23 protein-coding genes are annotated in these 26427 nt (G+C 71.3%); 16 read left to right on the top strand and 7 right to left on the bottom strand.

Annotated elements, in window-relative coordinates; all coding sequences use genetic code 11:
- The coding region (locus AC1DE0_RS13510) for a FadR/GntR family transcriptional regulator (RefSeq protein ID WP_478101305.1) at window positions 1-250 on the bottom strand (250 nt) is incomplete at its 3' end.
- 157 nt (window positions 251-407) lie between these two features.
- Between AC1DE0_RS13510 and AC1DE0_RS13505 the strand changes: the two genes are divergently transcribed.
- Complete coding sequence (locus tag AC1DE0_RS13505; protein ID WP_478101303.1) at window positions 408-950, top strand: gluconokinase; 543 nt, start codon at window positions 408-410, stop codon at window positions 948-950.
- A complete protein-coding gene (locus tag AC1DE0_RS13500; RefSeq protein WP_478101301.1) occupies window positions 947-2341 on the top strand; it encodes a GntP family permease in 1395 nt (464 codons plus the stop codon). The genes AC1DE0_RS13505 and AC1DE0_RS13500 overlap by 4 nt, the downstream gene beginning before the upstream one ends.
- Window positions 2342-2555: 214 nt before the next feature.
- Here the strand turns inward: AC1DE0_RS13500 and AC1DE0_RS13495 are convergent, their stop codons facing one another.
- From AC1DE0_RS13495 to topA, 5 genes are all read right to left on the bottom strand, one after another.
- Window positions 2556-3770, bottom strand: a complete 1215-nt coding sequence (locus tag AC1DE0_RS13495; RefSeq protein ID WP_478101299.1) for an acyl-CoA dehydrogenase family protein — start codon at window positions 3768-3770, stop codon at window positions 2556-2558.
- Window positions 3771-3780: 10 nt separating this feature from the next.
- On the bottom strand, window positions 3781-4248 hold the full coding sequence (locus tag AC1DE0_RS13490; protein WP_478101297.1) for an SCP2 sterol-binding domain-containing protein: 468 nt from the start codon (window positions 4246-4248) through the stop codon (window positions 3781-3783).
- A 43-nt stretch (window positions 4249-4291) separates the two neighbouring features.
- Window positions 4292-5095 (bottom strand): PIG-L deacetylase family protein, encoded by an 804-nt coding sequence (locus tag AC1DE0_RS13485; RefSeq protein WP_478101295.1) that lies wholly within the window; start codon window positions 5093-5095, stop codon window positions 4292-4294.
- A gap of 29 nt (window positions 5096-5124) precedes the next feature.
- A complete protein-coding gene (locus AC1DE0_RS13480) occupies window positions 5125-5559 on the bottom strand; it encodes an N-acetyltransferase family protein (protein WP_478101293.1) in 435 nt (144 codons plus the stop codon).
- A 117-nt stretch (window positions 5560-5676) separates the two neighbouring features.
- Window positions 5677-8454 carry a type I DNA topoisomerase gene (topA, locus tag AC1DE0_RS13475; protein ID WP_478101291.1) on the bottom strand — a complete coding sequence of 926 codons (2778 nt, stop codon included), beginning with the start codon at window positions 8452-8454 and terminating at the stop codon, window positions 5677-5679.
- Window positions 8455-8755: 301 nt separating this feature from the next.
- Between topA and AC1DE0_RS13470 the strand changes: the two genes are divergently transcribed.
- The 14 genes from AC1DE0_RS13470 to AC1DE0_RS13405 all read left to right on the top strand — a co-directional run bounded on the left by AC1DE0_RS13470 (window position 8756) and on the right by AC1DE0_RS13405 (window position 25554).
- Window positions 8756-9538, top strand: a complete 783-nt coding sequence (locus AC1DE0_RS13470) for a dioxygenase family protein (RefSeq protein ID WP_478101289.1) — start codon at window positions 8756-8758, stop codon at window positions 9536-9538.
- Window positions 9539-10061: 523 nt separating this feature from the next.
- Window positions 10062-11321, top strand: coding sequence for a toxic anion resistance protein (locus AC1DE0_RS13465; RefSeq protein WP_478101287.1), 1260 nt, complete (start codon window positions 10062-10064; stop codon window positions 11319-11321).
- A gap of 165 nt (window positions 11322-11486) precedes the next feature.
- Window positions 11487-12113, top strand: a complete 627-nt coding sequence (locus tag AC1DE0_RS13460; protein ID WP_478101285.1) for a hypothetical protein — start codon at window positions 11487-11489, stop codon at window positions 12111-12113.
- A 16-nt stretch (window positions 12114-12129) separates the two neighbouring features.
- Window positions 12130-13767, top strand: coding sequence for an AAA family ATPase (locus tag AC1DE0_RS13455; protein WP_478101283.1), 1638 nt, complete (start codon window positions 12130-12132; stop codon window positions 13765-13767).
- Window positions 13764-15095, top strand: coding sequence for a hypothetical protein (locus tag AC1DE0_RS13450; RefSeq protein WP_478101281.1), 1332 nt, complete (start codon window positions 13764-13766; stop codon window positions 15093-15095). The genes AC1DE0_RS13455 and AC1DE0_RS13450 overlap by 4 nt, the downstream gene beginning before the upstream one ends.
- Window positions 15092-16111 carry a glutamate ABC transporter substrate-binding protein gene (locus tag AC1DE0_RS13445; protein WP_478101279.1) on the top strand — a complete coding sequence of 340 codons (1020 nt, stop codon included), beginning with the start codon at window positions 15092-15094 and terminating at the stop codon, window positions 16109-16111. Before AC1DE0_RS13450 ends, AC1DE0_RS13445 begins: the two co-directional genes overlap by 4 nt.
- A complete protein-coding gene (locus AC1DE0_RS13440; protein WP_478101277.1) occupies window positions 16108-17343 on the top strand; it encodes a hypothetical protein in 1236 nt (411 codons plus the stop codon). Before AC1DE0_RS13445 ends, AC1DE0_RS13440 begins: the two co-directional genes overlap by 4 nt.
- Window positions 17340-19856: a serine/threonine-protein kinase gene (locus tag AC1DE0_RS13435; protein WP_478101275.1), complete on the top strand. Its 2517-nt coding sequence runs from the start codon at window positions 17340-17342 to the stop codon at window positions 19854-19856. Before AC1DE0_RS13440 ends, AC1DE0_RS13435 begins: the two co-directional genes overlap by 4 nt.
- Entirely contained in the window at window positions 19853-21256 is a 1404-nt protein-coding gene (locus AC1DE0_RS13430) for a protein phosphatase 2C domain-containing protein (RefSeq protein WP_478101273.1), read from the top strand. The genes AC1DE0_RS13435 and AC1DE0_RS13430 overlap by 4 nt, the downstream gene beginning before the upstream one ends.
- Entirely contained in the window at window positions 21249-22547 is a 1299-nt protein-coding gene (locus AC1DE0_RS13425) for a VWA domain-containing protein (protein WP_478101271.1), read from the top strand. Before AC1DE0_RS13430 ends, AC1DE0_RS13425 begins: the two co-directional genes overlap by 8 nt.
- Entirely contained in the window at window positions 22544-23485 is a 942-nt protein-coding gene (locus AC1DE0_RS13420; protein ID WP_478101269.1) for an FHA domain-containing protein, read from the top strand. Before AC1DE0_RS13425 ends, AC1DE0_RS13420 begins: the two co-directional genes overlap by 4 nt.
- Window positions 23486-23740: 255 nt before the next feature.
- Window positions 23741-24304 (top strand): AAA family ATPase, encoded by a 564-nt coding sequence (locus AC1DE0_RS13415; RefSeq protein ID WP_478101267.1) that lies wholly within the window; start codon window positions 23741-23743, stop codon window positions 24302-24304.
- A 1-nt stretch (window position 24305) separates the two neighbouring features.
- Window positions 24306-24737 (top strand): redox-sensitive transcriptional activator SoxR, encoded by a 432-nt coding sequence (gene soxR, locus AC1DE0_RS13410; RefSeq protein ID WP_478101265.1) that lies wholly within the window; start codon window positions 24306-24308, stop codon window positions 24735-24737.
- A gap of 91 nt (window positions 24738-24828) precedes the next feature.
- Entirely contained in the window at window positions 24829-25554 is a 726-nt protein-coding gene (locus AC1DE0_RS13405) for a peptidoglycan recognition protein family protein (RefSeq protein ID WP_478101263.1), read from the top strand.
- 84 nt (window positions 25555-25638) lie between these two features.
- On the opposite strand, the gene AC1DE0_RS13400 is transcribed toward AC1DE0_RS13405, so the two are convergent.
- Window positions 25639-26175, bottom strand: coding sequence for an NlpC/P60 family protein (locus tag AC1DE0_RS13400; protein ID WP_478101260.1), 537 nt, complete (start codon window positions 26173-26175; stop codon window positions 25639-25641).
- Between the last annotated feature and the right edge of the window lie 252 nt (window positions 26176-26427).

Here is a 26427-nt window from a genome sequence, read left to right as displayed (position 1 = left end):
CCCGCGGGTCGAACACGTTCCACGACGAGCTCGGCAGCACGCGGACGCCCACACGCTTGCGCGCCTCGACCAGGCCCATCGAGTCGAGCACCCGGATCGCCTCGCGCACCACCGACCGGGAGACGCCGTAGCGCTCGTCGAGCTGGTCGATGCGCAGCACCGTGCCGGGCGCCAGGTCACCCGAGACGACCTGACGCCCCAGGGTGTCGAGGACGCTCGCATGGAGGGCGGGGCGGCGGGCTGCTGGCACGGCGACAGCCTGTCACACAACCGCTGTGTTTCGGCGGGCGCTCGAATAAATCTGATTTGTTTTGAACAATGACTTGATAAGACGCCCTTCTTGCTGCACTCTGGCTCTCGCGACTCGACGATGAGAGCGATCGAGCCGGACGAAGGAGTCACGGAGCATGTCCTCGAACCTGCAGCACCACCCCCCACCACTGGTCGTCGTCATGGGCGTCTCCGGCTCGGGGAAGACCACGGTCGGCGCGGCTCTGGCCCAGCGCCTGCGCGTCCCCTTCGCGGACGCCGACGACTTCCACCCCCAGGCCAACATCGACAAGATGTCCGCCGGCATCCCGTTGACCGACGACGACCGCGGCCCGTGGCTCGGGATCATCGGCGCGTGGCTCGCCTCGCACGCCGACACCGGCGGCGTCGTCAGCTGTTCCGCCCTGCGACGTGCCTACCGTGACGTCCTCACGGCCGCCGCGCCCCAGGCGTACTTCATCCACCTGCACGGCACCCCGCAGGTCATCGCGGCAAGGGTCGCCGGCCGCCCGGGACACTTCATGCCCGCGGCCCTGGTCGAGTCGCAGTTCGCGACCCTCGAGCCGCTGGGGTCCGACGAGCACGGCTCCGTGCTCGACGTCGACCAGCCGGTGGACGACCTCGTCACGCAGTCCCTCACCCTCCTGAACGCCCGCGACCCGGAAGCGACCCGCCCATGACCGCCGACCTGCTCTACCTGCTGCCCTCCTCGGCGCTCGCCGCCGACGCACTGCCCGACATCCCTGCCGCGCGCCTCGTCCCCGCCGCGCTCATCGGCATCGCGGTCCTCGTGGTGCTGATCGTGCGCTTCAAGCTGCACCCGTTCCTCTCGCTGACCCTCGGCGCGCTCACCGTCGGTGCGATCGCCGGCGTGCCCATGGCCGACGTGCTCGACAGCTACACCAAGGGCTTCGGCAGCACCGCCGCCGGCGTCGGAACCCTCATCGCCCTCGGTGCGATGTTCGGCAAGCTGCTCGCGGACTCGGGCGGCGCCGACGAGATCGTCGACACGATCATCGGCCGCAGCGGCACCCGCTCGCTGCCCTGGGCCATGGCCGCCGTCGGCGCCATCATCGGCCTGCCGATGTTCTTCGAGATCGGCCTCGTCCTGCTGATGCCGGTGATCTTCCTCGTCGCACGTCGCTCCCAGCAGTCCGTGGTGCGCGTCGGCATCCCCGCCCTCGCCGGCCTCTCGGCCATGCACGGCCTCGTGCCACCGCACCCCGGCCCGCTCGTGGCCATCGACGCCCTCAAGGCCAACCTCGGCGTCACGCTCGGCTTCGGCATCCTCGTGGCCATCCCGACGATCGCCATCGCCGGCCCGTGGTTCGCGCGCTTCGCCGCCCGGTGGGTCGACGTCCCCGCACCTGACCTGTTCGACGCGCGCGAGTCGGACAACGGCCCCCGCCCGTCGTTCGCCGTCACGATGCTGACGGTCCTGACTCCCGTCGTCCTGATGATGGGCAAGGCGCTGGCCGACATCCTCGCCGGCAAGGGCACGCTCGCCCGCACCGTCCTCGACTTCCTCGGCACGCCCCTCATCGCGCTGCTCATCGCGGTCATCCTCGCGATGTTCACCCTGGGTCGCGGCGCCGGCATGGGCGTCAAGGAGGTCAGCTCCTCGCTCGAGTCCTCGCTCGCCCCGATCGCCGGCATCATCCTCATCGTCGCTGCCGGCGGCGGCTTCAAGCAGACCCTCGTCGACACCGGCATCGGTCAGCTCGTCGCCGACTGGATCTCTGGGAGTGGCCTGTCGATCCTCCTGCTCGCCTGGCTCGTGGCCGTCCTCATCCGTCTCGCCACCGGCTCGGCGACGGTGGCCACGGTCACCGCCTCGGGGATCCTCGCGCCCCTCGCGGCCGGCATGTCCACCAACGAGGTCTCGCTCATGGTCCTCGCCATCGGCGCCGGCTCGGTCTTCTTCTCGCACGTCAACGACGCCGGCTTCTGGCTCGTCAAGGAGTACTTCGGACTCAAGGTCGGCCAGACCATCAAGACGTGGTCGCTCATGGAGACGATCCTGTCGGTGACCGGCCTGGCCTTCGTCCTGCTGCTCAACCTCGTCGTCTGACCCGCCCAACCCCAACCCCAACCCCAACCCCAACCGTCGAGAGGCCAAAGTTCGCTGGGTCCCTGATGTCGAAGGGCCAATCCTCGTCGCGAGGATTGGCCCTTCGACTTCGCAGAGGCCGCGAACTTTGGCCTTTCGAGGTGTCGCAGGCCGCGAACTTTGGCCTTTCGACGGTTGAGGAGGTGGGGGGCGGGGCGGGCGGGGCGGGGTGGGGTCAGTGGATGCGGACGCCGCTGATGGCGCGGGCGATGACGATGCGCTGGATCTCGCTCGTGCCCTCGAAGATCGTGTAGATCTTGGCGTCGCGCGACCACCGCTCGACCGGGTGGTCGGTGACGTAGCCGGCGCCGCCGAGGATCTGCACGGCCTTGTCGGTGACCGCCACCGCGACCTCGCCGGCCTTGAGCTTGCTCATCGATCCCTCGGCCGCCGTGAACGGCTGGTTGGTGCGGCCCATCCACGACGCCCGCCAGACGAGCAGCCGCGCGGCGTCGATCTCGGTGCGCATGTCGGCGAGGGCGAAGGCGATCGCCTGGTTCTCGATGATGGGGCGGCCGAACGCGACGCGGTCCTTGGCGTAGTCGAGGGCGTACTCGTATGCCGCCCGGGCGATCCCGATCGCCTGCGCCCCGACCGTGGGCCGCGAGATCTCGAACGTGCGCATCGCCGCCTGTCCGCTCGAGGCGCCGCCCTCGCGGGCCCGGGCGAGGCGCTCGTCGAGCCTGTCCTTGCCGCCGAGCAGGCACGAGCCGGGCACGCGCACGTCGTCGAGGAAGACGTCGGCGGTGTGCGACGCGCGCAGGCCCAGCTTGCGCAGCTTCTTGGCCCCTTCGAGACCCGGCGTGCCGGGGGGCACGACGAACGCCGCCTGCCCACGCGACCCGAGCTCGGGGTCGACGACGGCCGTCACGACGTGGACGTTCGCAATGCCACCGTTGGTGATGTACGCCTTCTGCCCGTTGATCACCCACTCGTCAGCCGCCTCGTCGTAGCGCGCCCGCGTGCGCATCGCACCGACGTCGGAGCCGGCCTGCGGCTCCGTGGTCGCGAAGGCGGCGAGCTTGGGGTCGTCGGCGTCGCCGTAGCACTGGGGCAGCCACTCGACCATCTGGTCGGGCGTGCCCGAGCCGTAGATCGCCGCGACGGCCAGGGTGGTGCCGAAGATCGACATGCCGATGCCGGCGTCACCCCAGAAGAGCTCCTCGTTGGCGAGGTTGATCGAGATTCCGGTGGGGTCGGACCAGCACTGGGCGAGGAACTCGAAGCCGTAGAGGCCGTTCTTCGCGGCCTCCTGGATGACCGGCCACGGCGTCTCCTCCCTCGCATCCCACTCAGAGGCGGCCGGGCGCACGACGTCGGCGGCGAAGCCGTGCACCCAGTCGCGGATCTCGGTCTGGTCGTCGTTCAGGGCAAGCGAGAACTCGGCCACGACCGGCGCCTCAGGCCTTGGGGATGTCGAAGAAGTTGGCGATGTTGGCGGCGAGTCCGAGGTCGCCCTTGGCCTTGATCTTGCCGGTCATGAACATCATCACCGGGTTGCCGCTCTTGGTGATGACCTTGGTGAAGTCGACGGGCGACATCGCGAGCGACAGGGTCGCGTCGCCGTTGTGGCCGGGAAGCGTCGTGCACGAGCCGTCGGCGAAGCGCACGGTCCACTTGTCGGCGCCGCCGTCGGGGCGACCGCTGATGCTCCAGTGGGTCGTCGCCGTCGTGGAGCCGGCGCGGTCGGCGCGGAAGAGGTCGGGCATGCGGGAGAAGATCGCCGCGATGATCGGCTCGCGGTTGGCGCTCTCCATCACCTGCTTGACGTCCTTGTCGGACATCTCCTTGACGATGCGGATGAACTCACCCGGCTCGACGGCGGCGAGCTCGTCAGCGCTGGCGGTGGTGAAGTCGATGTCGGACATGGTGGTCCCTCCGGTGGAGAACGGCATTGTTACCGCGAGTAGGTTACCGGACGGTCTCTTCGTCGAGGAACCACCCGGTGACCATCCCGTCGGGGCGTCCGGGCTCGACGAAGTGCTCCCAGGAGAAGCCCTCGGCGAACCACGCCTCGGGCATCTGGAGCATGCCCTGGGCGTCCGACTGGCTCGCGTGCGCCTTGAGCGCCGAACGCTTGACCTCGAGGAACTCGCCGACGTCGCAGGCCCAGTGCAGCTCCTCCTCGGTGCTGCCGAGAGGGTTGCCGTCGTCCATGGGCGCACCCGGGTCCCAGTCGCCGACGTCGAGCCCAGCAGCGAGCGCCGCCTGGTGCGAGCGGATCATCGCGGTGCGGTTCATCGAGCTCTCGAGGTAGCGGCGCGTGCCCGCGATCTCGGCCGCGCGCTTCGTCACCGCGTGCACCTTGACGTGGTCGGGGTGGCCGTAGCCGCCGTGCCAGTCGTAGCCGACGACGACGTCGGCGGCCTCGTCGCGCAGGATCGCAGCGAGCTTCTGGGCCGCTTCCTCCGTGTCGGCGCGGGTGAAGCTCAGCTCGTGGTCGTTCTGGGCCCACCCGGTCATGCCCGAGTCTGCGTAGTCGAGCCACTCGACGCGGTGAGTACCGATGACCGCGTTGGACGCTGCCGCCTCGGCCCGGCGCCGGTGGACCACCGTCTCGCCGTCGGCGAGGTCGTCGGGCGCGTCACCGTGGTCGCCGTTGGTCGCGACGACGAGGACGACGCGGTGCCCCTCGCTGACGGCGCGGGCCATCGACCCAGACGTCTGCGAGGCCTCGTCGTCGGGATGGGCATGAACGAACACCACGGTTGCCATGTCGTCAGCCTCTCACTGTCCGCCGACGCTCACAGCGGCAAGCGGTAGACGAGGAACCCGTCACGAACCGCCACGTCGTCGTAGAGCCGTCGAGCGGTCGCGTTGGTCTCGTGCGTCTGCCAGTAGACCCGACTGCACCCCCGGTCTCGGGCCCACTCCGCGACCGCCTCGATGAGCGCCTTGCCGACGCCCCTGCCACGCGCTTCGGTCGCGGTGAAGAGGTCCTGGAGGTAGCAGACGTCAGGACCCGAGGTGCTGGGGTGCACGAGGAAGTGGGTCAGGCCGACGACGTCGCCGTCGAGCACCGCCACAAAGGCGTGCATCCTTGCGCCAGAGGTGAACTCACGCCACGCCCGGTCGTATGCCGTCTGGTCGAGCTCGCGCTCGTAGAACGTCATGTACGCGCGGAACAGCTGCTCCCACCGCTCCCGGTCGTCGGCCTCGAGGGGTCTGGTCGTGATCACGACCAGACGCTAGCGCGACGCACCGGGCGAGCGGGAGGGCCACTCGACGGCATACGCAATGGGCCAACAGGACCCGGCGATCGAGAGAACACTCCGTCGCCGCGCTGCGATCGAGAGTCAGGCCTTGCGGGTGGTCGCCTTCTTGGTGGCGGTCTTGCGCGTCGTTGTCTTCTTCGCCGTCTTCTTCGCGGTCTTCTTCACGGCGCGCTTGCGCGTGGTTGGGCCCTTGGCGCGCTTCTCGGCGAGCAGCTCGTAGCCGCGCTCCGGCGTGATCGCCTCGGGGTCGTCGTCCTTGCGCAGGGTCGCGTTCGTCTCGCCGTCGGTGACGTACGGGCCGAAGCGGCCATCCTTGACGACGACGGGCTTGCCGCTGACCGGGTCGGCGCCGAGCTCTTTGAGCGGCGGTGTCGCGGCGGCCCGACCACGCTGCTTGGGCTGCGCGTAGATCGCGAGTGCCTCCTCGAGCGTGATGTCGAAGAGCTGCTGCTCGGTGGTCAGCGAGCGCGAGTCCGTGCCCTTCTTGAGGTACGGGCCGTAGCGGCCGTTCTGCGCGGTGATCTCGACGCCCTCGGCATCGGCGCCGACGACGCGTGGCAGAGACAGCAGCTTGAGTGCGTCGTCGATGGTGAGCGTCGCGAGCTCCATGTCCTTGAAGAGCGAGGCCGTGCGCGGCTTCACCTTGGCAGCCTTGCGGCTCTTCGGCTTGTCGGCGGCAGGCGCCTCGTCGTCGTCGATGACCTCGGTGACGTAGGGGCCGTAGCGGCCGGCCCGCGCGACGATGTCGCGGCCCGTCTCGGGGTCCTGGCCGAGCACCTTGCCGTCGTCGGCCGCGACCTCGAGCAGTTCGCGCGCCTTCTCGGGCGTCATCTCGTCAGGCGCGATGTCGTCGGTGATCGTCGCGCGGCGGGGAGTGCTCGAGACGTCGGCGCCGTCGGCGACTTCACCGGTCGCGAGGTCGACCCCGGCGGGCGCGACCTCCTCGACGTAGGGGCCGTAGCGGCCGACGCGCACGACCATGCCCTCGCCGATCGGGATCGTGCTGATCTCCTTGGCGTCGATCTCGCCGAGGTCGTCGACGAGGCTCTTCAGCCCGGCGCCGCTCGAGGCCTCCTCGCCGAAGTAGAAGCGCCTCAGCCAGTTGACGCGGCCCTCGTCGCCGTTGGCGATGCGGTCGAGGTCCTCCTCCATCGAGGCGGTGAACTCGTAGTCGACGAGGCTCGTGAAGTGCTCCTCGAGCAGGCGCGTCACGGCGAAGGCGAGCCACGTCGGCACGAGGGCCTGGCCCTTGGTGAAGACGTAGCCGCGGTCCTGGATCGTGCCGATCGTCGCGGCATACGTGGAGGGTCGGCCGATGCCGCGCTCCTCCATCGCCTTGACGAGGGTGGCCTCGGTGTAGCGGGCGGGCGGGCTCGTCTCGTGGCCGTCGGCCTCGGCGCGCACGACCTCCAGCGCGACCCCGGCGCTCAGCTTCGGAAGGCGGCGCTCCTCGGCTGCGGCGTCGGCGCGCGCGGCGGCCTCGTCGTCACGACCCTCCTCGTAGGCGGCGAGGAAGCCCTTGAAGGTGATGACGGTGCCGCTGGCGCTGAACTCGACCGTCTGCGCGCCCTCGACGGCGGTGTCGACCGCCAGCCGGACGGTGGCCGTCGAGCCGCGGGCGTCGGCCATCTGCGAGGCGACCGTGCGCTTCCAGATCAGCTCGTAGAGGGCGAACTCGTCGCCGCGCAGGGACCCGGCGACCTGGGCCGGGCTGCGGAACCGGTCACCCGCGGGGCGGATGGCCTCGTGCGCCTCCTGGGCGTTCTTGACCTTCTTCTCGTAGCGGCGCGGGCTGTCGGGCACGTACTCGGCGCCGTACAGGTCGCGGGCCTGGCTGCGGGCGGCGGTCGTCGCGGCGTCCGACAGCGTCGTGCTGTCGGTACGCATGTAGGTGATGTAGCCGTTCTCGTAGAGCCGCTGCGCCACGCGCATCGCGTTCTTCGACGAGAGCCGCAGCTTGCGCGACGCCTCCTGCTGGAGGGTCGAGGTCGTGAACGGGGCCGACGGGCGGCGGGTGTACGGCTTCTCCTGGACGTCTGTGACGCGCGCCCGCTGCGGGAGGCAGGCCTCGGCGATACGGGTCGCGAGCGCCTCGTCGAGGTGCACCACGCCCTTGCCGGTCAGGCGGCCGTCGTCGGCGAAGTCGCGACCGGTGGCCACGCGGGTGCCGTCGACGGACGACAGCCGCGCGGTGAACTGCTGGCTCGCACTGTCGGGGGTGAAGTCGCCCTCGACGTCCCAGTAGGAGGAGCGGACGAACGCCATGCGCTCGCGCTCACGCTCGACGACCATGCGGGTGGCGACGGACTGCACGCGACCGGCCGAGAGGCCCTGGCGGACCTTGCGCCACAGCACCGGGCTGACCTCGTAGCCGTAGAGGCGGTCGAGGATGCGCCGGGTCTCCTGGGCGTCGACCATCGCAGTGTCGATCTCGCGGGTGTCGTTGACCGCGCGCTGGATCGCCTCACGGGTGATCTCGTGGAAGACCATGCGCTTCACGGGAACTCGCGGCTTGAGCGCCTCGAGGAGGTGCCACGCGATGGCCTCGCCCTCGCGGTCCTCATCGGTGGCGAGGTAGAGCTCGCTGCTGTCCTTGAGGAGGCGCTTGAGCTCGGCGACCTTCTTCTTCTTGTCGGGGTCGACGACGTAGTACGGCTCGAAGCCGTTGTCGACGTCGACGGCGAACTTGCCGAACGGGCCCTTCTTCATGTCGGCCGGCAGCTCGGACGGGTTCGGCAGGTCACGGATGTGACCTACGGACGCCTCGACCTCGAAGTCGCCGCCGAGGTAGCCGGCGATGGTCTTCGCCTTGGCGGGCGACTCGACGATGACGAGCTTGCGGCCCTTTCCTGCGGCCATGGTGCACCTTCAACTTCCCGCATCTCACGAGCAGCGGATTCGTCGCTGCGTCTGCGTGGACGCGGACCGACGGTAACAGCCCGCGCCGGGAAGGGCGCCCAGACATCCGCGCCCCGACCCGCCGGGCGGGCCCACCCCGAGGGCGTATGCCGCCCTCCCGGAGTCCGTCGCCCCGCCGTCGGTCGAGTGCGCCGGGGGCGATGCAAAGGCTGCCGGACGGCATACGTGGTGGGGAATGATGGCGAGCAAGGCCGCGTTGGACGTGTTAGTTTATTGTTCAACAAAACTCGGAAGGACCGCCATGACCACCGCCCCCGTCCTCTACCTGAGCCACGGCGCCCCGCCGCTCGCCGACGACGAGCGCTGGACGGCCGAGCTCGCCGAGTGGTCCACCGACCTACCCAAGCCCGAGAGCGTGCTCATGGTCTCGGCCCACTGGGAGGACGCCCCGACGACGCTCGGCTCGACGACCGGCGCCCCGCTCACCTACGACTTCTGGGGCTTCCCGCAGAAGTACTACGAGGTCACCTACGACGCCCCGGCTGCACCCGGCCTCGCCGACGACGTCACGAGGCTGCTCACGTGGCCCGGCCACCAGGTGCACCGTGACGAGGCCCGCGGCCTCGACCACGGCGCCTACGTGCCGCTCAAGGAGATGTTCCCCGAGGCCGACGTCCCGGTCCTGCAGATGTCGATGCCGACGCTCGACCCTCGCGGCCTCTTCGAGATCGGCCGCCGCCTGGCGCCGCTGCGCGAGCAGGGCACCATGATCGTCGGCTCCGGCTTCACGACCCACAACCTGCGCTGGTTCAACCCGCGCGCCGGCGCCGACGCGCTGCCGCCCAAGGCCAGCGCCGAGTTCGACCACTGGGCCCAGGAGGCCATGAAGGCCCAGGACGTCGACAGCCTGCTCGACTTCCTCGACAAGGCTCCGGCCGCGCACGAGGCGCACCCGCGCACCGAGCACTTCGCGCCGCTCTTCGTCACCCTCGGCGCGGCCTACGAGTCCGGCGGCCTCGACAACAAGAGCGTCATCGACGGCTTCTGGTTCGGCCTGTCCAAGCGGTCCTGGCAGTTCAGCTGAGGACGACCTCAGTGCGCGTCGAACGCGGGGGCGAGCGCGGGTCGCACGCGGGGTCGAGCGCCTGGGTCGAGCGCCGGGTCAGACGCGGGGTCGGACGCGGCGTCGCTCCGGGAACCCGCCGGTAACCCCACCCGTTCCCAAGGTGTGGGTACCCACGAAGCGGCCGTGGCACGGAACCTCCCCTGACTCCGCGCCACGGTCGCACTCTCGTCTCCCGTCCGTCGGTGGTTTGTCGGCGGGTTGTCGGCACGTCGCCGACCCGTTCGAGAGCACGTTCGAGGGCTCGTTCGTCGGCGTCGGAACCGGTGCGATCGCCATCCCGTCGCAGGCGCACGGCACGTAGAGTGGCCGTACGCCCGACGAGCGCGCCGCAGGCGTGTGCGGTTCACCCCAGCAGTGCACCGCCCCACCGCCCTGAGCACGCACGGAGCAACTCGGGACGAGCCCCCGGGTGCGTCTCGACGGGTGGGGACTTCGGTCGCGTCGCCGACGTGACCGCACGCGAGGGAAGGACCCGTTGGAGATGACAGACCAGCCCGCCGCCCAGGCAGCCGCACCCGCCCAGGTGGCCCCGCTCGAGCCGCCACCCGGCGAGGCGTTCATCCTCACCGCGCCGGCCCCCACCGCGGCCGTCGCCGAGACCGCGGCCCCGAAGATGGCCCCGGCCGTGCCCGAGGCAGCCCTCCCCGGCCTCGACGCGAAGGTCGACACCTACCTCGACTCCCTCATGAAGGCCGCCGCCCGCTCCCCCGAGTGGGAGCACAAGGCCGCCGACGTTCGGTCGATGGGCAACGACGAGGTGAAGTTCGCCGCCGAGTCGAGCAACCGCATGCTGCAGATGCCCGTCAAGGCGCTCAACGAGGGTGGGCTCTCCGGCAACTCGAAGGTCGGCAAGACCCTGCTCGACCTGCGCCGCACCGTCGAGGACCTCGACCCGGGCCAGGCCACCGGCGCCAAGAAGTTCCTCGGCATGATCCCGTTCGGCGACAAGGTCACCGACTACTTCCGCAAGTACCAGTCGGCGCAGAGCCACCTCAACGGCATCCTGCACTCGCTCCAGAGCGGCCAGGACGAGCTCGTCAAGGACAACGTCGCCCTCAACCTCGAGAAGAAGAACCTCTGGGAGTCGATGGGCCGGCTCAACCAGTACGTCTACGTCGCCGAGAAGCTCGACGCCAAGCTCGCGGCCCAGGTCGCGACGCTCGAGGCGAGCGACCCCGACCGGGCCAAGGCGCTGCGCGAGGACGTCCTGTTCTACGTGCGCCAGAAGCACCAGGACCTGCTGACCCAGCTCGCGGTCTCGATCCAGAACTATCTGGCCATCGACATCATCATCAAGAACAACATCGAGCTCATCAAGGGTGTCGACCGCGCCACGACGACCACCGTGTCGGCCCTGCGCACCGCCGTCATCGTGGCCCAGGCCCTCAACAACCAGCAGCTCGTGCTCGACCAGATCACGGCGCTGAACACGACGACGTCGGGCATCGTCGAGCGCACGTCCGAGGCGCTCAAGCAGAACTCGGCGCGCATCCAGGAGCAGTCGGCCAGCTCGACCCTGTCGATCGAGTCGCTGCAGAAGGCCTTCGCCAACATCTACGAGACGATGGACACCATCGACCAGTTCAAGGTGCGGGCCCTCGACAACATGGCGGCGACCATCGGCACGCTCGAGACCGAGGTCTCCAAGTCGCGCAGCTACCTCGACCGCGTCTCGAAGCAGGACGCACGTCGCGCCGAGAACTCCGCCCCCGGACTGCTCGACCTCGGCTCGGGCCGCTGAGAGCCCTGAGAGGCGCTGAGAGGGGTCCGACGGCAGAAGAGTGCGAGGTGGCCGGCGCGTGACGCGCCGGTGAGGTGAGGCGGGGTCGCCGATGCGCGACCCGTGCAGCAGGATGAGCGGGGCCGGCCGGCGGTCGGCCCCGCCGACACCAGAGGGGACAACGCAGTGGGAATCCGGTCGTGGTTCGGGTTGGGCGAGCCCGAGGCACCCGAGCCCGTACGCCAGGGGCCACCGACCACGGAGCAGCTGCTCGAGGCGCTCGACGCCATCGAGCAGCAGGCCCGTGACGGCAAGGTGCCGGGCGTCGTGCTCTCCCGCCTGCTGCGCGTCACGCGCATCGTGCGCCAGGCGCTCCCCCGGCTCTCCAACCTGGGCCTCGGCAGCAGCCAGGGCTTCAGCGTCATGGCGACCGTCACCGACTACCTGCCCGTCGCGATCGGCAACTACCTGCGCCTCCCCCGCGACTGGGCCGACACCAGGCCCATCGCCGCCGGCAAGAGCTCGGTGATGCTGCTCGTCGACCAGCTCGACCTGCTCGGCACGACGATGGACAAGGTCTACGACGCCGTCAACCGCGCCGACGCCGAGGCGATCATCATCCACGGGGCCTTCCTCGAGGAGAAGTTCGGGCACGCCTCTGCCGGAGGCGTGCTGGGCCTCGGGCCCGACCCGGTCCAGGTCGCCCCGCCACCACCACCGTCAGCACCACCGACTGGCACAACTGGCCCGGCGGGTGCGACCAACGCGGCGACGAACGCGGCGTCCCCCGGCCGGCTGGCCCCACCGGAGTGAGGATCCCCGAACGCCCATGAGCCCCACGAGCACTGACGAGTCCCGCCTCGCCGAGAGCCTGCAGTTGCTGACCGACGTCGCAGCCGAGGCCGGCCTCGACCCTGCCGCTGCTCGTGACGAGGGGCTGCGGGTCGCGGCCGCCCTCGCCGAGGCCGTGCCGGGCGCCGCCGCAGCCTGGGCGGAGGTCGCCCACCCGGGCGTCACCGACCTCGGCCGCATCAACGAGGCCTTCTTCGACGCGGCCTCGCGTGGGCGCCGCTGGCGCGCCGCCCCGACCGACCTGCTCGAGTCGCTCGTCGCCGCGCGCCACGACCTCGCCGACGAGTACGCCGAGGCGCTCACCGAGGTCGCCTCGTCCGCGGTCATGCTCGGCACCGCGCCGATCTGGGTCATCGCGAACGCCTCGGCCGCCTCGGGCGCCTACCTCGCAGCCGCGCGGGTGTCGGCCCACGGTGTCCCCTCCATCCCCGCGTTCCCCGGGGCAGAGCGCACCGGCCTGCCCGGGATGCCCGGCATACCTGGGAGGCCTGGGCTGTCCGACGTGCCGGGCGCGCCCGGCTTCGGGCTCGGATCCCCCGACACGATGCGACCCACCGTGCCCGGACCGATGGACCCCGTTGTGGCGCAGGGTGGCCCGTCCGACGGCGCCGTCGCCCAGGCCCAGCCCGCTCCTGCCGAGACCGAGCCGCAACAGCCTGCCGTGCCCGAGAGGTCGGTCGAGGAGCTGCTCGCCGAGCTCGACGCCATGATCGGGCTCGACCGGGTCAAGAAGGAGATCCACCGACAGGTCGCACTGCTGACCGTCGAGAAGATGCGCACCGAGGCCGGGCTCAAGGCGCCCAAGATGAGCCGACACCTGATCTTCGTCGGCAACCCCGGCACCGGAAAGACGACCGTGGCGCGCCTCGTGGGGGGCATCTACCGCGCCCTGGGGCTCCTGCCGAAGGGCCAGCTCGTCGAGGTCGACCGCAGCGAGCTCGTCGCCGGCTACGTCGGCCAGACCGCGATGAAGACCGCCGAGGTCTGCGCCAAGGCCGGCGGGGGCGTCCTGTTCATCGACGAGGCGTACGCCCTCACCGGCGACCAGTACGCCCAGGAGGCGGTCAACACCCTCGTCAAGGAGATGGAGGACCACCGCGAGGACCTCGTCGTCATCGTGGCCGGCTATCCCGACCCGATGGTGGGCTTCATCGCCCAGAACCCCGGCCTCGCGAGCCGCTTCACGACGACCATCGAGTTCGACGACTACTCCGACGACGAGCTGCTCGCGATCCTCGACTCCATCGCCGAGGGCAGCGACTACGAGCTGACCGACGACGCCCACGAGCGCGTACGTCACGTCTTCGAGGCGGCGCCGCGCACGCCGGCGTTCGGTAACGGCCGCTTCTCCCGCAACCTCTTCGAGCACGCGGTCGGTCGGCACGCCTGGCGGCTCAAGGACGCGACGGAGCCGACGCGCGACGACCTGCGTCTACTCACTGCGAGCGACTTCACCGACCAGCCAGACGAGCAGCCCGACCACCAGCACGACGACGAACCCGAGACCTCGGGGACCGACCCGGTGGCGGTCAGGGCAGACCCTGATGGTCCGGCCGGAATCGATGAGGCACTCTCGGACGACGAGCCCGACCATAGCGACGAGGACACTGCATGAGCGCACCGACGACGAACATCCCCGTCGCCGTCCCGGCTGGGGCCACGTCCAGCACGTCCGGCGGCCAACAGGGCCAGCCGCGCACCATCGCCGGCAGCCTCCCCAGCGCCCGCACCCTCGCCGGCCGGCTGCTGCACGGCACACCCGGGCGCATGCGGCTCTTCGGCCTCCTCGGCGTGCTCGCGGCCGTGATCCTGGGGGCGATCAGCGCCAACGCGCTGCTCGCCTCGCAGGCCGCCGTCCAGCGGGCGGCCAACAACACCGACCAGGTCGTGCGCGTCCAGTCGATCCACGTCGACCTGCTGCGCGCCGACGCCGTCGCCACCAACGCCTTCCTCGTGGGCGGTCTCGAGTCCGCCGACTCGCGGCTGAAGTACGAACAGGCCCTCTCGCGCGTCGCCACCAGCCTCGCGAAGGCAGCCGCGGCCCAGCCCGCCGACGGCAACGCCCTCGGCGCCCTGTCCGTCAAGGTCCAGGCGTATGCCGCCCTCGTCGAGCAGGCGCGCTCCAACAACCGCCTCGGGCTCCCCGTCGGCGCCCAGTACCTCACCCAGGCGAGCGCCGGGCTGCGCGCGGACGCGATCCCGATCGTGACGCAGATCGTCGCGGCCAACGAGGACCGCTCCCGCACGGAGTTCGACCGCAGCAACTCGAGCCTGCAGCTGCTCGTCGGCGTCGTCTCGCTCATCGGGCTCGTGGCCCTCGCCGTGTGGCTGGCCCGCCGCACGCACCGCTACCTCAACCGCTCGCTCAGCGGCGCGATCGCCCTGCTGCTCGTGGCGCTCTTCGTCGCGGCCACGCAGATCAGTGGCATCGGCACGGCGACCGGCGACGTCGCCCGCGGCAACTACCAGCAGGCCGTCTCTCTGGCGAACATCACGACAGCCGCCAACGACGCCCGCGCCAACGAGAGCCTGACCCTGATCCGCCGCGGCTCCGGAGCCTCCAACGAGGCGTCATGGAAGACCGACCGCACCACCGTCGAGAACGGGCTCCGCGGCATCAGCAACGGGGCCGAGCTGACGGGCCTGTGGAACGCCTACACAGGCGCTCACGTCCAGGTGCGCAAGCTCGACGACGGCGGCCGGTGGGACGACGCCGTCAAGGCCTCGACCAACACCACCGCCGCCGGGGCTGCGGGCACGTTCGACGAGTTCGACCAGAAGGTCGCCCAAGCACGCGACGCGGCCGCCAAGGCCACAGTCACGAAGCTGCAGGGGCTCGGTGGCAGCGCACCCCTCTTCGCCGTCCTCGTGGCCCTCGCCGCGCTGGCCGCGTCGTGGCTCATCGTCCGGGGAGTCGGCCAGCGGATCGAGGAGTACCGATGAGCACGCAGACCACCAGCCGTCCGGGCCTGCACCAGTGGCGTCGTCGGGTCGGCGCCCTCGCCACCGTCGCGGGACTCGCGGCGCTCGCCGGCTGCTCGGGCGTGACGTACGCCGACACGCCCCTGCCCACCACCGTCGCGCCCAAGCCCGCCACGGCCGCGCCCGCCGCTCCTGCGCCCACGTGCCAGAACGCGACCCAGTCCTACGACCCGCTGCCGAGCCTCCCGAGCCGCGGCGAGATCACCGACCAGAAGATGCGAGACCTCTACACGAAGGGCTTCATCACGGTCGGCGTGTCAGCCGACACCTACCTCTTCGGCGCCCGCGACCCGTTCACGGGAACGCTCGAGGGCTTCGACATCGACATGTCCCACGCGGTCGCGAAGGCGATCTTCGGCGACCCGAGCAAGGTGCAGTTCCGCGTCATCACCGCCGCCGACCGACTGCCGCTCCTGGAGGCCAAGCAGGTCGACATGGTGGCGCGCAACATGTCGATGACCTGCGACCGGTGGAACGACATCGCCTTCTCGGCCGAGTACTACCGCTCCGGCCAGAAGGTCCTCGTCGGCAAGAACATCCCCGACGCCGCCAACCTCGGACTCGCGGACCTCAAAGGCAGGAAGGTCTGCGCCCCCACGGGCACGACCTCCCTGACCAAGCTCGAGCAGGTCGCCAAGCAGACGAGTGGCGGCCCGGAGGTCGTCACCGCCCCGAACCACACGGGCTGCCTCGTGCTGTTCCAGCAGGGCAAGGCCGACGCGATCACCGGCGACGACACCGTCCTGGCAGGCCTCGCCGCGCAGGACCCCAACACCGTCATCACCAAGGCCAAGGCGATCACGGTCGAGCCCTACGGACTCGGCTTCAACAAGGCCGACACCTACCTGGCGCGCTACGTCAACCGTGTCATCGCCGACCTCGAGGCCGACGGCGAGTGGAAGGCGATCTACAACCGCTGGCTCGCTGCCCCACTCGGCCCGGCGCCGGCGCCCCCGACCCCGGTCTACGGGCGATGACAGCAGTGCCGCAGAGCCACCCCGACCCCGGAGCGGTCGCACCCGCGGCCCCCGGACGGCTCGGTGTGCCGGTCCAGGCGCCCGAGGCCCAGACCTACCTGAACGCCCTGCGCGAGTGGGTGGCCCAGCGCCGCGCCGACCTCGGCGAGGTCGACCGCGCCGTGCTCAAGCTCTCGCAGGCCGAGCAGGTCGCGATCACCAACGACCTCACCGTGGCGTTGACCTTCTGGAAGGCCGTCAGCGATCGGCTCACGCTGCTCGAGACGACCTTCGACGGTGGCCGTGTCGGCCCGGTCGAGGCCGAGCGCCTCTCCACCCTGATCCACGGCCGGCTCGACTCCAACACGACCGAGCACCTGTCGCTGCCCTCGAGCGGGTCGCTCGCGGTGAGCCTGCCCGAGGCGTGTCGGCTGCTCGACTCGCTCACGCGCACGCTCCAGGCGCGCGCGTCGCTGGCACCCGGGGCCGCCGAGGCCACCCAGCGGATCACCTTGGTACGCGCGGGAGTCGAGCGCACACGCGACCAGATCCCGCTCGTTCCGGCCGGCGCCCAGCGCGACGACGCCACCGAGAAGCTCGCCCGTCTCGACCGGCGGATGGACGACCTCGTCGAGCGGGCCCGTCGCGGTGCCGACGTCGGAGGCATCATCGGGCCGCTCGAGATCGACGTCGCGATGCTCGAGCGCGACCTCATCGTCGCTGCGGCCGAGCGCGCCTCGGCAGCCCGCAGCAGGGTGCGCACCCAGCAGCAGGTCGAGGAGCTCGACGCCCGCGCCGCGGCGATCCGCGCCCTCGAGCGGGCCTGCCTCGAGGCCATCACACCCGCGCCGCACCTGGCCATCCCCAACGTGCGCGCGCTGGGACCCGTGCCGCAGGCGGCGGCCGAGCTCGCGGCATACCGGGACAAGCTCGAGCGGGTCTCGCGGGCCCTCGACCTCGCCCACGAGACGTATGCCGCCGGCCTCGCCGAGCGCGACGAGGTGGTCGGTCTCGCCGGCGCCGTCGGCGCGATGGCCGCCGCGGCCACCCTCGCGCCCGAGGCGCAGTCCGACGTGGCCGACCTGCGCGCCCGGCTCGATGAGACCCTGGCGACCAAGCCGCTCCCGATCGGGCGCGCGCGTGCGCTCGCTGCCGCGTACCAGGCGTACGTCGAAGCCGTCACCAGACCTGCTCGCCGCTCGCCCAGCCCCGCCCGCCCGTCCGCACCCCGAACGCAGAGGCCCCGCCCATGACCTGCACCCAGCCGGGCTGTTCCGGCACGATCGTCGACGGCTACTGCGACGTCTGCGGCATGGCCGCGGGCTCGACCCCGGCACCGCTCGCCGGTGCGGCGAGCGGTGTCACCGCTCCGACCGCAGGCTCGACCGGTGCCGGCGGCTCCAGGGCCACCGCAGGGGGGTCTGGCTCCATGGCATCGGGGGGCTCGGTGGCGGCGTCGTTGCCGGTCCCGCCCGCGCCGTCCGCTGCGGCCGGCATCGCTGAGGGTGGCGCGTGCCTGCAGCCGGGCTGCTCGGGCACCATCGAGGCCGGCTACTGCAACGTCTGCGGCACCCCGGCAGACCAGCAGGGCGTCGCCGCATACGCCGGTTCCCCGGCTCCCGACCCCGACGGGGCCAGCGGAAGTGGCAGCGCCGGCAACGGCACGGCCGGCATCGGGCCCGAGATGTCCACGCGCTCGGCGGCGTCGAGCAACCTCGCGTCGGCGGCCTTGGGGTCCAAGCGAGCCCGCGAGTCGGGGTCTGTCGCCACCCGTCGCACCGGCGGCTCCCAGCGGCTGCGATCGGCCCGCCTCGGCGGCGGCATCACGACGGTGCGGCCCGCCCCCGAGATCGACGCGGCGAAGGCGCTGCTCAAGGACCCCACGGTTCCCGAGAACAAGCGCTTCTGCCCCAAGTGCGGCGAGCCGGTCGGTCGCGGCCGCGACGGCAAGCCGGGTCGCACGACCGGCTTCTGCGCCAACTGCCGCCACCCGTTCTCGTTCGACCCGAAGCTCAAGGCGGGCGACCTCGTCGCCGGGCAGTACGAGGTGGCCGGCTGCCTCGCGCACGGCGGCCTCGGCTGGATCTACCTCGCCCGCGACAAGAACGTCTCCGACCGCTGGGTCGTGCTCAAGGGCCTTCTCAACTCGGCCGACCCCGACGCGCTCGCCGCCGCCATCGCCGAGCAGCGCTTCCTCGCGCAGGTGTCGCACCCGAGCATCGTCGAGATCTACAACTTCGTCACGCACGACGATGCCGGCTACATCGTCATGGAGTACGTCGGTGGCACGTCGCTCAAGTCGATCCTCAAGCAGCGGCTACAGGCTGCCGGGAAGTACGACCCACTGCCCGTCGACCAGGCCCTCGCCTACCTGCTCGAGATCCTGCCCGCGTTCCAGTACCTCCACGACCTCGGGCTCGTCTTCTGCGACTTCAAGCCCGACAACATCATCCAGGTCGGCGACGAGGTCAAGCTCATCGACCTCGGTGGCGTGCGCCGGGCCGACGACGAGGACTCCGCGATCTTCGGCACCGTCGGCTACCAGGCACCCGAGGTCGCCGAGCTCGGGGTCTCGGTCGCCTCGGACATCTACACGATCGGCCGCACCCTCGTCGTGCTGACGATGGAGTTCCGGGGCTACCAGACGACCTACCTCAACACCCTGCCCGCGCAGGACACCGTGCCGGTGTTCCAGCGCTACGACTCCTTCTACCGGCTCGTCGCCAAGGCCTGCGCGCCGAACCGCGACGACCGCTTCGTCTCCGCCGACGAGCTGCGCTCGCAGATGGTCGGCGTGCTGCGCGAGGTCGTCGCCCTCGACCGGGGCTCGGGCGCGGCCGCGACGACCGTGAGCTCGCTCCTCTTCGACGTGCCGACGCCCGGCGTCGAGCCCGACGACTGGCGCAACCTCCCGGCCTTGCGGCGCGACCCCCACGACCCGCAGACCGGCTGGCTCAGCACCGTCACGGGCACGCCCGCCGAGCGGCTCGGCGTGCTCAGCCGAGCAGCAGCGCGCACCACGGAGGTCCTCCTCGACACCGCGCGCACCGCGCTCGAGGCGGGCAAGGGCGACGTCGCCGAGAAGACGGCAGGTGAGCTGCTCGCCGCCGACCCGTGGGAGTGGCGCGCCGTCTGGATCCAGGGCCTCGCCGCCCTCGAGCGCAACGACGCCCGTGCGGCGCAGGCGGCGTTCAACGCGGTCTACGGCCAGGTGCCGGGTGAGCTCGCGCCCAAGCTGGCACTCGCCCAGGCCTGCGAGCAGGCCGGCGACGACGCGGTCGCCGAGAACCTCTACGTGGCCTGCGCCCGCACCGATGCGACCTACGTGCCCATGGCTGCCTTCGGGCTCGCGCGCATCCGCGCCGCCCGCTCCGACGTCGACGGCGCCGTGGCGGCATACCGGCTCGTGCCCCCGCAGTCGAGCGCCTACCGCACCGCCCGTGCGGGACTCGCCGAGCTGCTCACCAAGGCCAACCGCGGACTCCCCGACCTCGCGGAGGCGCTGCGCACCCTCGACGACACCTCGCTGTCGGCGCGGCGCCGGGCCGAGCTCACGACGCTGATCTACCGTGAGGCGCTCGAGACGGTCGAGAAGACCGGCAACAAGGCCGACATCCGCCTCGGCACCCACAAGGGCACTCCCAACGGTCTGCGAGTCGGGCTCGAGGACGCCCTGCGCGAGCTGGCCAAGCGCACCCCCGACCTGTCCGAGCGCGTGCCCCTCGTCGACGAGGCCAACGCCATCCGACCCTGGAGCCTCTGGTGACCGACACCCCGACGACGGGATCCCCGCAGCCCGAGGCGACGGCGCATGTCGCTGAAGCGGCCTCCCGCACCTGCCACGCGTGCGGCACGGTCAACCCAGCCGAGTCGAGCTTCTGCGAGGCGTGCGGCGCCGACCTGGTCGTGCTCACGGCAACCTCCGGGCCCGGCGCGACGCCCCCGTCTGCCACATCTGCGGCGGCTGCGGCGTCCGCCGCCGGCCCTGCCGCCTCCGACGGCACGGTGCTGACCTCGGCGACGCCACAGACCGCACCAGCCGGCGAGGAGTCGCCGCTCGACGTCGGCTGGACCGGTGCCGTCCCGTCGGCTGCCGTGCCACCGGCCGCCGTCGACGACCTGCTCTGCCGCGCGTGCGGGCAGGGCCACATCGTCGACGGCTACTGCGACCAGTGCGGCACCCCGCCGCCGAACCCCCGCGACCACTTCGTCGAGTCACCCGCGACGTGGGTCGGCGGGGTCTGCGACATCGGCAAGCGCCACGCCCGCAACGAGGACGCCATGTCGCTGAGCGCCACCGAGGCCCCCGGCTCCCGGGCGGTCCTCGTGGTCTGCGACGGCGTCTCGATGGCCACCGACTCGCACATCGCCTCGCTCGCCGCAGCCAAGGCGGCGCGGGCGGTGCTCGACCAGCCCTTCCCGAAGGGTGCCGGCACCCCGGAGGCCTGGGCCGCGACCGCCGGACGCGCCCTCACGATCGCGGTGGCCCGCGCCAACGAGGCCGTCGCCACGTGCGTCGAGGAGGACGTGCCCAACCCGCCCTCGTGCACGATCGTGGCCGCGGTCGTCGAGGACGACGTCGTCGTCGCCGGCAACGTCGGCGACAGCCGCGTCTACTGGCTGCCCGACGCCGCCGGCGAGCCGGCGCTGCAGCTCGGCCGCGACGACTCCTTCGCCCAGGAGCAGATGGCCGCAGGCGTGCCGCGCGTGGAGGCGGAGAACGGACCGCACGCGCACTCGATCACCCGCTGGCTCGGCAAGGACGCGCCCGACGACCTCACCCCGCACCTGACCACGCTGCCGGCCGGGCAGCGGGGGCCGGGATGGCTGATGGTCTGCTCCGACGGGCTCTGGAACTACTGCTCCGATGCCGAGGACCTGCGCACTCTGCTCCACGAGGCGGCCGGCCGCCTCGAAGCCTCTACCGGCTCGGACGCGGCGGCCGAGTCGGCAACGACCACAACCACGAGCACCAGCACCAGCACGGCCACCAGCGCGACCTCCACCCCGACGGCGCTGGCCGAGGCCCTCGTGGCCTTCGCGAACGAGCAGGGTGGACGCGACAACATCACGGTTGCCCTCGCCAGACTTGCTGGGCGAGGATCGACGACGAGCGAGGCGACCGCTACCGCGGCGCCGACGGAAGGGGACGCGATCGATGGCTGACTTCACGGCAGAGGTGTTCCAGAACGAGTTCCTCCCCGACGGTGGCACCGACGTGCACGCGATCGTCCGCGTCACCTCGACGGGCGCCTCCGCGGGCGCAGCCTCAGCCGGCAGCGCAGGGCTCGCCGACCCCGGGTCGGCCGCCGAGGTGATCCTCATCGACACGTCCGGCTCGATGGGCCGTCGTGGCGTCGCGGCGGCGGGCGAGGCCGCCAAGGCCGCCCTGGCGGAGATCGTCGACGGCACGCTGTTCTCGATCGTGTCGGGCAACGGCACCGCCCAGATCATCTACCCGTACAGCCACCAGGGCGCGCTCGTGCCCATGTCGTCGCACACCCGAGGCGAGGCCAACCGCGCCATCGAGGGGCTGCGTGCCAACGGCGGCACCGCCATGGGCACGTGGCTCACCCTCGCGCGGCAGATCTTCGAGACCGTCCCGCACGTGACCAAGCGCCACGCCATCCTGCTCACCGACGGCGTCAACGAGGGTGAGACGCCCGCGTCGCTGCAGGCTGCCGTCCGCGGCTGCGTCGGATCGTTCCAGTGCGACTGCCGTGGCGTGGGTGACCAGTGGCGCGTCGACGAGGTGCGCGGCATCGCCTCGGCACTGCTCGGCACGGTCGACCTCATCCCGGCACCCGAGGAGATGGCCGCAGAGTTCCAGGCGATGATGCGCGCCTCCATGTCGCGTGGCATCGCGAGCTCCGAGCTTCGGGTGTGGGTGCCGCAGGGCGCCGAGCTGCTCTTCGTCAAGCAGGTGTCGCCGACGCTCGAGGACCTCACGTCGCGGCGCACGGTCGTCAACCCGCTGACCGGGGCCTACCCGACCGGCGCCTGGTCCGACGAGAGCCGTGACTACCACGTCGCCGTACGTCTGCCGGCCCGCACGCTCGGACAGGAGCAGCTCGCGGCCCGCGTGCAGTTCTCCCTCGGTGGCGACCCGGTCGCGCAGGCGCTCGTCAAGGCCAAGTGGAGCAACGACGACTCGCTGACGACGCGCATCGACCCGGCGGTCGCCGCTTACACGGGCCAGGCCGAGCTCGCGACGGTGATCCAGGAAGGCCTGGCCGCCAAGGCTGCCGGGCAGGACGACGTCGCGACGTCGAAGCTCGGCCGGGCGGTGCAGCTCGCCGGCCTCACCGGCAACGACGAGATGACCTCGCGCCTGCGCAAGGTCGTCGAGATCGACGACGCCGACACCGGCACCGTGCGACTCAAGAAGGGCGCCTCGAAGATCGACGAGATGTCGCTCGACACGGCGTCGACGAAGACGAGCCGGGTGCGCCGGTGAGCGCGGTCTGCCCCAACGGGCACACGTCCGAGGCCGACGACTACTGCGACACGTGCGGCTCGCCCATCGACGCGAGCGCGCAGCCTGCAGGCGGGGGCACCCCGGCTGCCGTCGGCGATCCCGCAGCTGCCGGGGCCGGCCCGTCGAATTCCCCTGGCACATCGGGTTCGTCGCTCGACCTCGACCCACCGGGTATGCCGTCCGGTGCCGCAGGTGCGACGGGTGACCTTCTCGAGGCCGGCTCGACCCCCGCAGCGCCGACGGCGCTCGAGTGCCCGAACTGCCACACCGAGAACCCCGACGGCGCCCTCTTCTGCGAGGCGTGCGGCTACGACTTCACCACCGGCGCCATGCCCCGCGACCCCGCTGCCGGACCGGGCGACCTCGAGGACACCCAGCCGCACGGCGACCCGGTCACGGCCGACGAGGCGCAGGCGGCCCGCGCCGCCGCGGGTGACGCTGCCATCGCGGGCGACGGCGCCGCCGGGTCCGCCTCGACCGAGGCCGGAAGCAACGGCACGGGATTCGAGTGGCTGGCCGAGGTGTGGGTCGACCCCGACTGGTACCAGACCCAGGAGGCCGACGACCCGTGCCCGTCGCCCGGGCTGCCGACGATCATGCCGCTGCGCCACCGCAGCGTCCTGCTCGGCCGCGTCTCGACGAGCCGCAACACCAAGCCCGAGATCGACCTGTCGTCCGACCCTGGCGTCAGCCGCCGTCACGCGCAGCTGACGACCGACGGCTCCCGCTGGTTCGTCGAGGACCTCGGCAGCTCGAACGGGACTTTCGTGGGGCCGGCCTCCGGGCCCCTGCCCGACCGCGCGATCTCCGTCGGACCCAAGACCGAGCTCGACGACGACGACCGCCTCTACGTGGGCGCCTGGACGCGGGTCGTGGTGCGGCGCGCCACCCCCGACGAGGTCGACGCGTACGCCTGACGAGGCCCTGCGGCATACGCAAGGGGCGCATCAGCCTGTGGAGAAGCGAGCACTCGACGAGAGCGCCCGCTCGAGTGCTCATTTCCCCGACGGAGATCCCAGGTCGAGTGCTCATTTCCCGACGTAGGCAACTGGGCACTCGACGCCGGTCTCAGGTCGAGTGCTCACTTCCCGACGTGGGGAACTGGGCACTCGACTTGAACTTCACCTGAAGTCTGGCGACATTTCGCCCACCGCCCCCTAGGGTTGTGGACTGTGAGCGACCGGTCCCTCCACACCGACGTCGACCTCCCGCAAGTCATCGTCGTCACGGGCGTCATGGCTGCAGGCAAGTCGACCGTCTCCCAGCTCCTCGCCGAGCGGTTCTCGCGCGCGGTGCACCTGCGCGGCGACGAGTTCCGCCGGGTCGTCGTGCGCGGCCGCGTCGACATGTCGCCGCACGGCGACCCCGAGGCGGAGCGACAGCTGGCGCTGCGCCACCGCATCACGGCGCGCACCGCCGACACGTACGCCGACGCCGGCTTCACGGTCGTCGTCCAGGACCTCTTCGTCGGCACGAGCCTGATGCCCTTCCTCGAGCAGGTCACGGCCAGACCACTCAGCCTCGTGATGCTCGCCCCCGACGTCGGCACGGTCATGCGACGCGAGTCCGAGCGCACCAAGGTCGGCTACGGCGACCTGTGGTCGATCCGCGACTTCGACCTCAAGGTGCGCGCCGAGACGCCGCACATCGGGCTCTGGCTCGACAGCTCGCAGCAGACCCCCGACGAGACCGTCACCGAGATCGTGTCCCGCCTGCGCGAGGCGAGGATCGCCTGAGATGTCGGCGCTGACCATCGGCGAGGTGGCGCACCGCACGGGTGCGGCCACGTCGGCGCTGCGCTACTGGGAGGACCTCGGGCTGATCACGGCGGTGCGCACCACGGGCAACCAGCGACGCTACGAGCGGGTCACGATCCGGCGCGTCTCGTTCATCCGCGCTGCGCAGCGGGTGGGGCTGTCGCTCGACGAGATCGGCGCTGCTCTCGCGACCCTGCCCGAGCAACGCACCCCGACGGCCCGCGACTGGGCACGGCTCTCGCGCGCGTGGCGGACGCGGCTCGACGAGCAGATCCGACGCATCGAGAAGCTGCGCGACGACCTCGACGGCTGCATCGGCTGTGGCTGCCTCAGCCTGACGACGTGCGCCCTCAACAACACGGCCGACTGGCAGGCAGCGCTCGGGCCGGGGGCGCACAAGCTCGAGCCCTGACCTCGCGCGCCCACGGTTAGGGCGTTGTTACTGGCGGTTGTCAGTGTTCGGTCACGACCGGATCGCCCGGATGTGACCGAAGGAGGTACAGATGCCCACTGCGCCGCATGCTGGGGAGCGGCCGGCGCCACCCTCGTCCCCGGACGTGCACCAGGCCACCGGGTCGACCGGGTCGCCCAGGACGCCCGGGCCGACCGGGTCGCCCAGGACGCCCGGGACGACCACGTCCGACACCCTCGAGCCTGGGCCGGCGCTCGGCTGGCTGGCCGACGTCCTGTCCGGCGCCGGGCTGACGGTCCACGAGGCGCACGGATGGCGATCGCGTGCCGATGCGGGCCCGTTCTCCCCCGTCGGCGTGCTCCTCCACCACACCGGGGTGCTCGCGACGCCGGAGGCGCCGGCGCCGTCGCTCGCAGCGATGATCGGCACTGACGGCGCCCCGGCCGTTGGCAGGCGCTGCCACGTGCTCGTCGACCGGAACGGGGAGTGCTGGGTCGTGGCGGCGGGACGGGCCCATCACGCGGGACCTGCCCGTGCGAGCGGTCCTGTGCCCGAGGGCGATGCCAACGCGCTCTACGTCGGGGTGGAGATCGAGTATGCCGCGACGTCGGCCGAGCCCACCCAGTACGCCACGAGCATGCAGAAGTCCGTCGCGGTCGTCGCCGCGGCCCGGATCGTCGGGGCGCTCGGGCACGACCACCACTTCGTCCGGGCGCACAAGGAGACGAGCACCACCGGCCGCACCGACCCGTTCAACTGGGACATGGTCTCGATTCGCGACTCGATCCGCCAGACGCTCGAACGGACGGGCTGGTAGTCGCTGGCACGGTCGCGGCCGCAGATGACCTGACGGCGCCCACCCCAATCTGTCGGGGCGGGCGCCGCCGGCGTGCGACGTCGATCAGTCGCGGATGTTGTCTGCGCGTCGGGCCAGGTAGCCGGAGTAGCTGCTCAGCCTGGCGGTGCGGTGCTCCATGTCGGTCGTGGGGTTCGACTCCTCGTAGAGCCAGAACTGCGTGTGGTCTGCATTCGCCCACTTCTCGAAGAGGACGGCGTGGTTGCCGGCGTCGACGAGGTAGTCACCGGCCTTGAGGTTGGCCTTGGCGATGCCGGAGCTGTAGGTCGAGCCGGCGAGGGCCGTCGTGTTCGGCGCGCTCAGGCCCGTGGGGCCGAGCTTGAGCGCCATCGAGATGAACCCGGAGCAGTCGCGACGCCAGCTGTAGACACCGTCTGGGCCCGTCGCCGTGCCGGACTGGCTGTACTGGATGTTGCGGTCGAACCAGTTCTTCGCTCGGGCGATGACGTCGGCGCGACTGATCGGGTCGTTCGGGGCGGCCTGCGCCGTGAGCGCGGGGCCGGCCGTGAGCACAGCGGTCGAGAGCACCGCGGTGGCGAGCGCCGAGCGCAGGACGGCGCGGCGGGTGGGCTGGGTCTTCATGGTGTCTCCTCGGTGTTAGGGGGCCGAGCCATTTCGGCCGGTCTTTTCGACAACGGCGCGGACGTACGCCTTCCGTGACCGAAAGTGCATGTCGCCCAGTCAGAATTCGATGCCTCGCTAACATTCGACTAACCGCGGCTGGGCTCGCCGAGGCGCGCGTGGACCGGCCGGTGACGTGGCAGACGCGGTCGGCCGGCGCCCGAAGACACGGACTTTCGGCTTGCCAAGCGACGCTCGTCATCGGGTATCAAT

The organism is Terrabacter sp. 05T424 (assembly GCF_056396225.1).
This window is presented reverse-complemented; position numbering and strand designations above follow the sequence as displayed.

Excerpts from the sequence above, each read along its gene's own strand:
- AC1DE0_RS13505 (WP_478101303.1), top strand. The coding sequence starts at position 408 with ATGTCCTCGAACCTGCAGCACCACCCCCCACCACTGGTCGTCGTCATG.
- AC1DE0_RS13500 (WP_478101301.1), top strand. The coding sequence starts at position 947 with ATGACCGCCGACCTGCTCTACCTGCTGCCCTCCTCGGCGCTCGCCGCC.
- AC1DE0_RS13490 (WP_478101297.1), bottom strand. The coding sequence starts at position 4,248 with ATGTCCGACATCGACTTCACCACCGCCAGCGCTGACGAGCTCGCCGCC.
- AC1DE0_RS13485 (WP_478101295.1), bottom strand. The coding sequence starts at position 5,095 with ATGGCAACCGTGGTGTTCGTTCATGCCCATCCCGACGACGAGGCCTCG.
- topA (WP_478101291.1), bottom strand. The coding sequence starts at position 8,454 with ATGGCCGCAGGAAAGGGCCGCAAGCTCGTCATCGTCGAGTCGCCCGCC.
- AC1DE0_RS13470 (WP_478101289.1), top strand. The coding sequence starts at position 8,756 with ATGACCACCGCCCCCGTCCTCTACCTGAGCCACGGCGCCCCGCCGCTC.
- AC1DE0_RS13465 (WP_478101287.1), top strand. The coding sequence starts at position 10,062 with ATGACAGACCAGCCCGCCGCCCAGGCAGCCGCACCCGCCCAGGTGGCC.
- AC1DE0_RS13455 (WP_478101283.1), top strand. The coding sequence starts at position 12,130 with ATGAGCCCCACGAGCACTGACGAGTCCCGCCTCGCCGAGAGCCTGCAG.
- AC1DE0_RS13450 (WP_478101281.1), top strand. The coding sequence starts at position 13,764 with ATGAGCGCACCGACGACGAACATCCCCGTCGCCGTCCCGGCTGGGGCC.
- AC1DE0_RS13445 (WP_478101279.1), top strand. The coding sequence starts at position 15,092 with ATGAGCACGCAGACCACCAGCCGTCCGGGCCTGCACCAGTGGCGTCGT.
- AC1DE0_RS13440 (WP_478101277.1), top strand. The coding sequence starts at position 16,108 with ATGACAGCAGTGCCGCAGAGCCACCCCGACCCCGGAGCGGTCGCACCC.
- AC1DE0_RS13435 (WP_478101275.1), top strand. The coding sequence starts at position 17,340 with ATGACCTGCACCCAGCCGGGCTGTTCCGGCACGATCGTCGACGGCTAC.
- AC1DE0_RS13425 (WP_478101271.1), top strand. The coding sequence starts at position 21,249 with ATGGCTGACTTCACGGCAGAGGTGTTCCAGAACGAGTTCCTCCCCGAC.
- soxR (WP_478101265.1), top strand. The coding sequence starts at position 24,306 with ATGTCGGCGCTGACCATCGGCGAGGTGGCGCACCGCACGGGTGCGGCC.
- AC1DE0_RS13405 (WP_478101263.1), top strand. The coding sequence starts at position 24,829 with ATGCCCACTGCGCCGCATGCTGGGGAGCGGCCGGCGCCACCCTCGTCC.
- AC1DE0_RS13400 (WP_478101260.1), bottom strand. The coding sequence starts at position 26,175 with ATGAAGACCCAGCCCACCCGCCGCGCCGTCCTGCGCTCGGCGCTCGCC.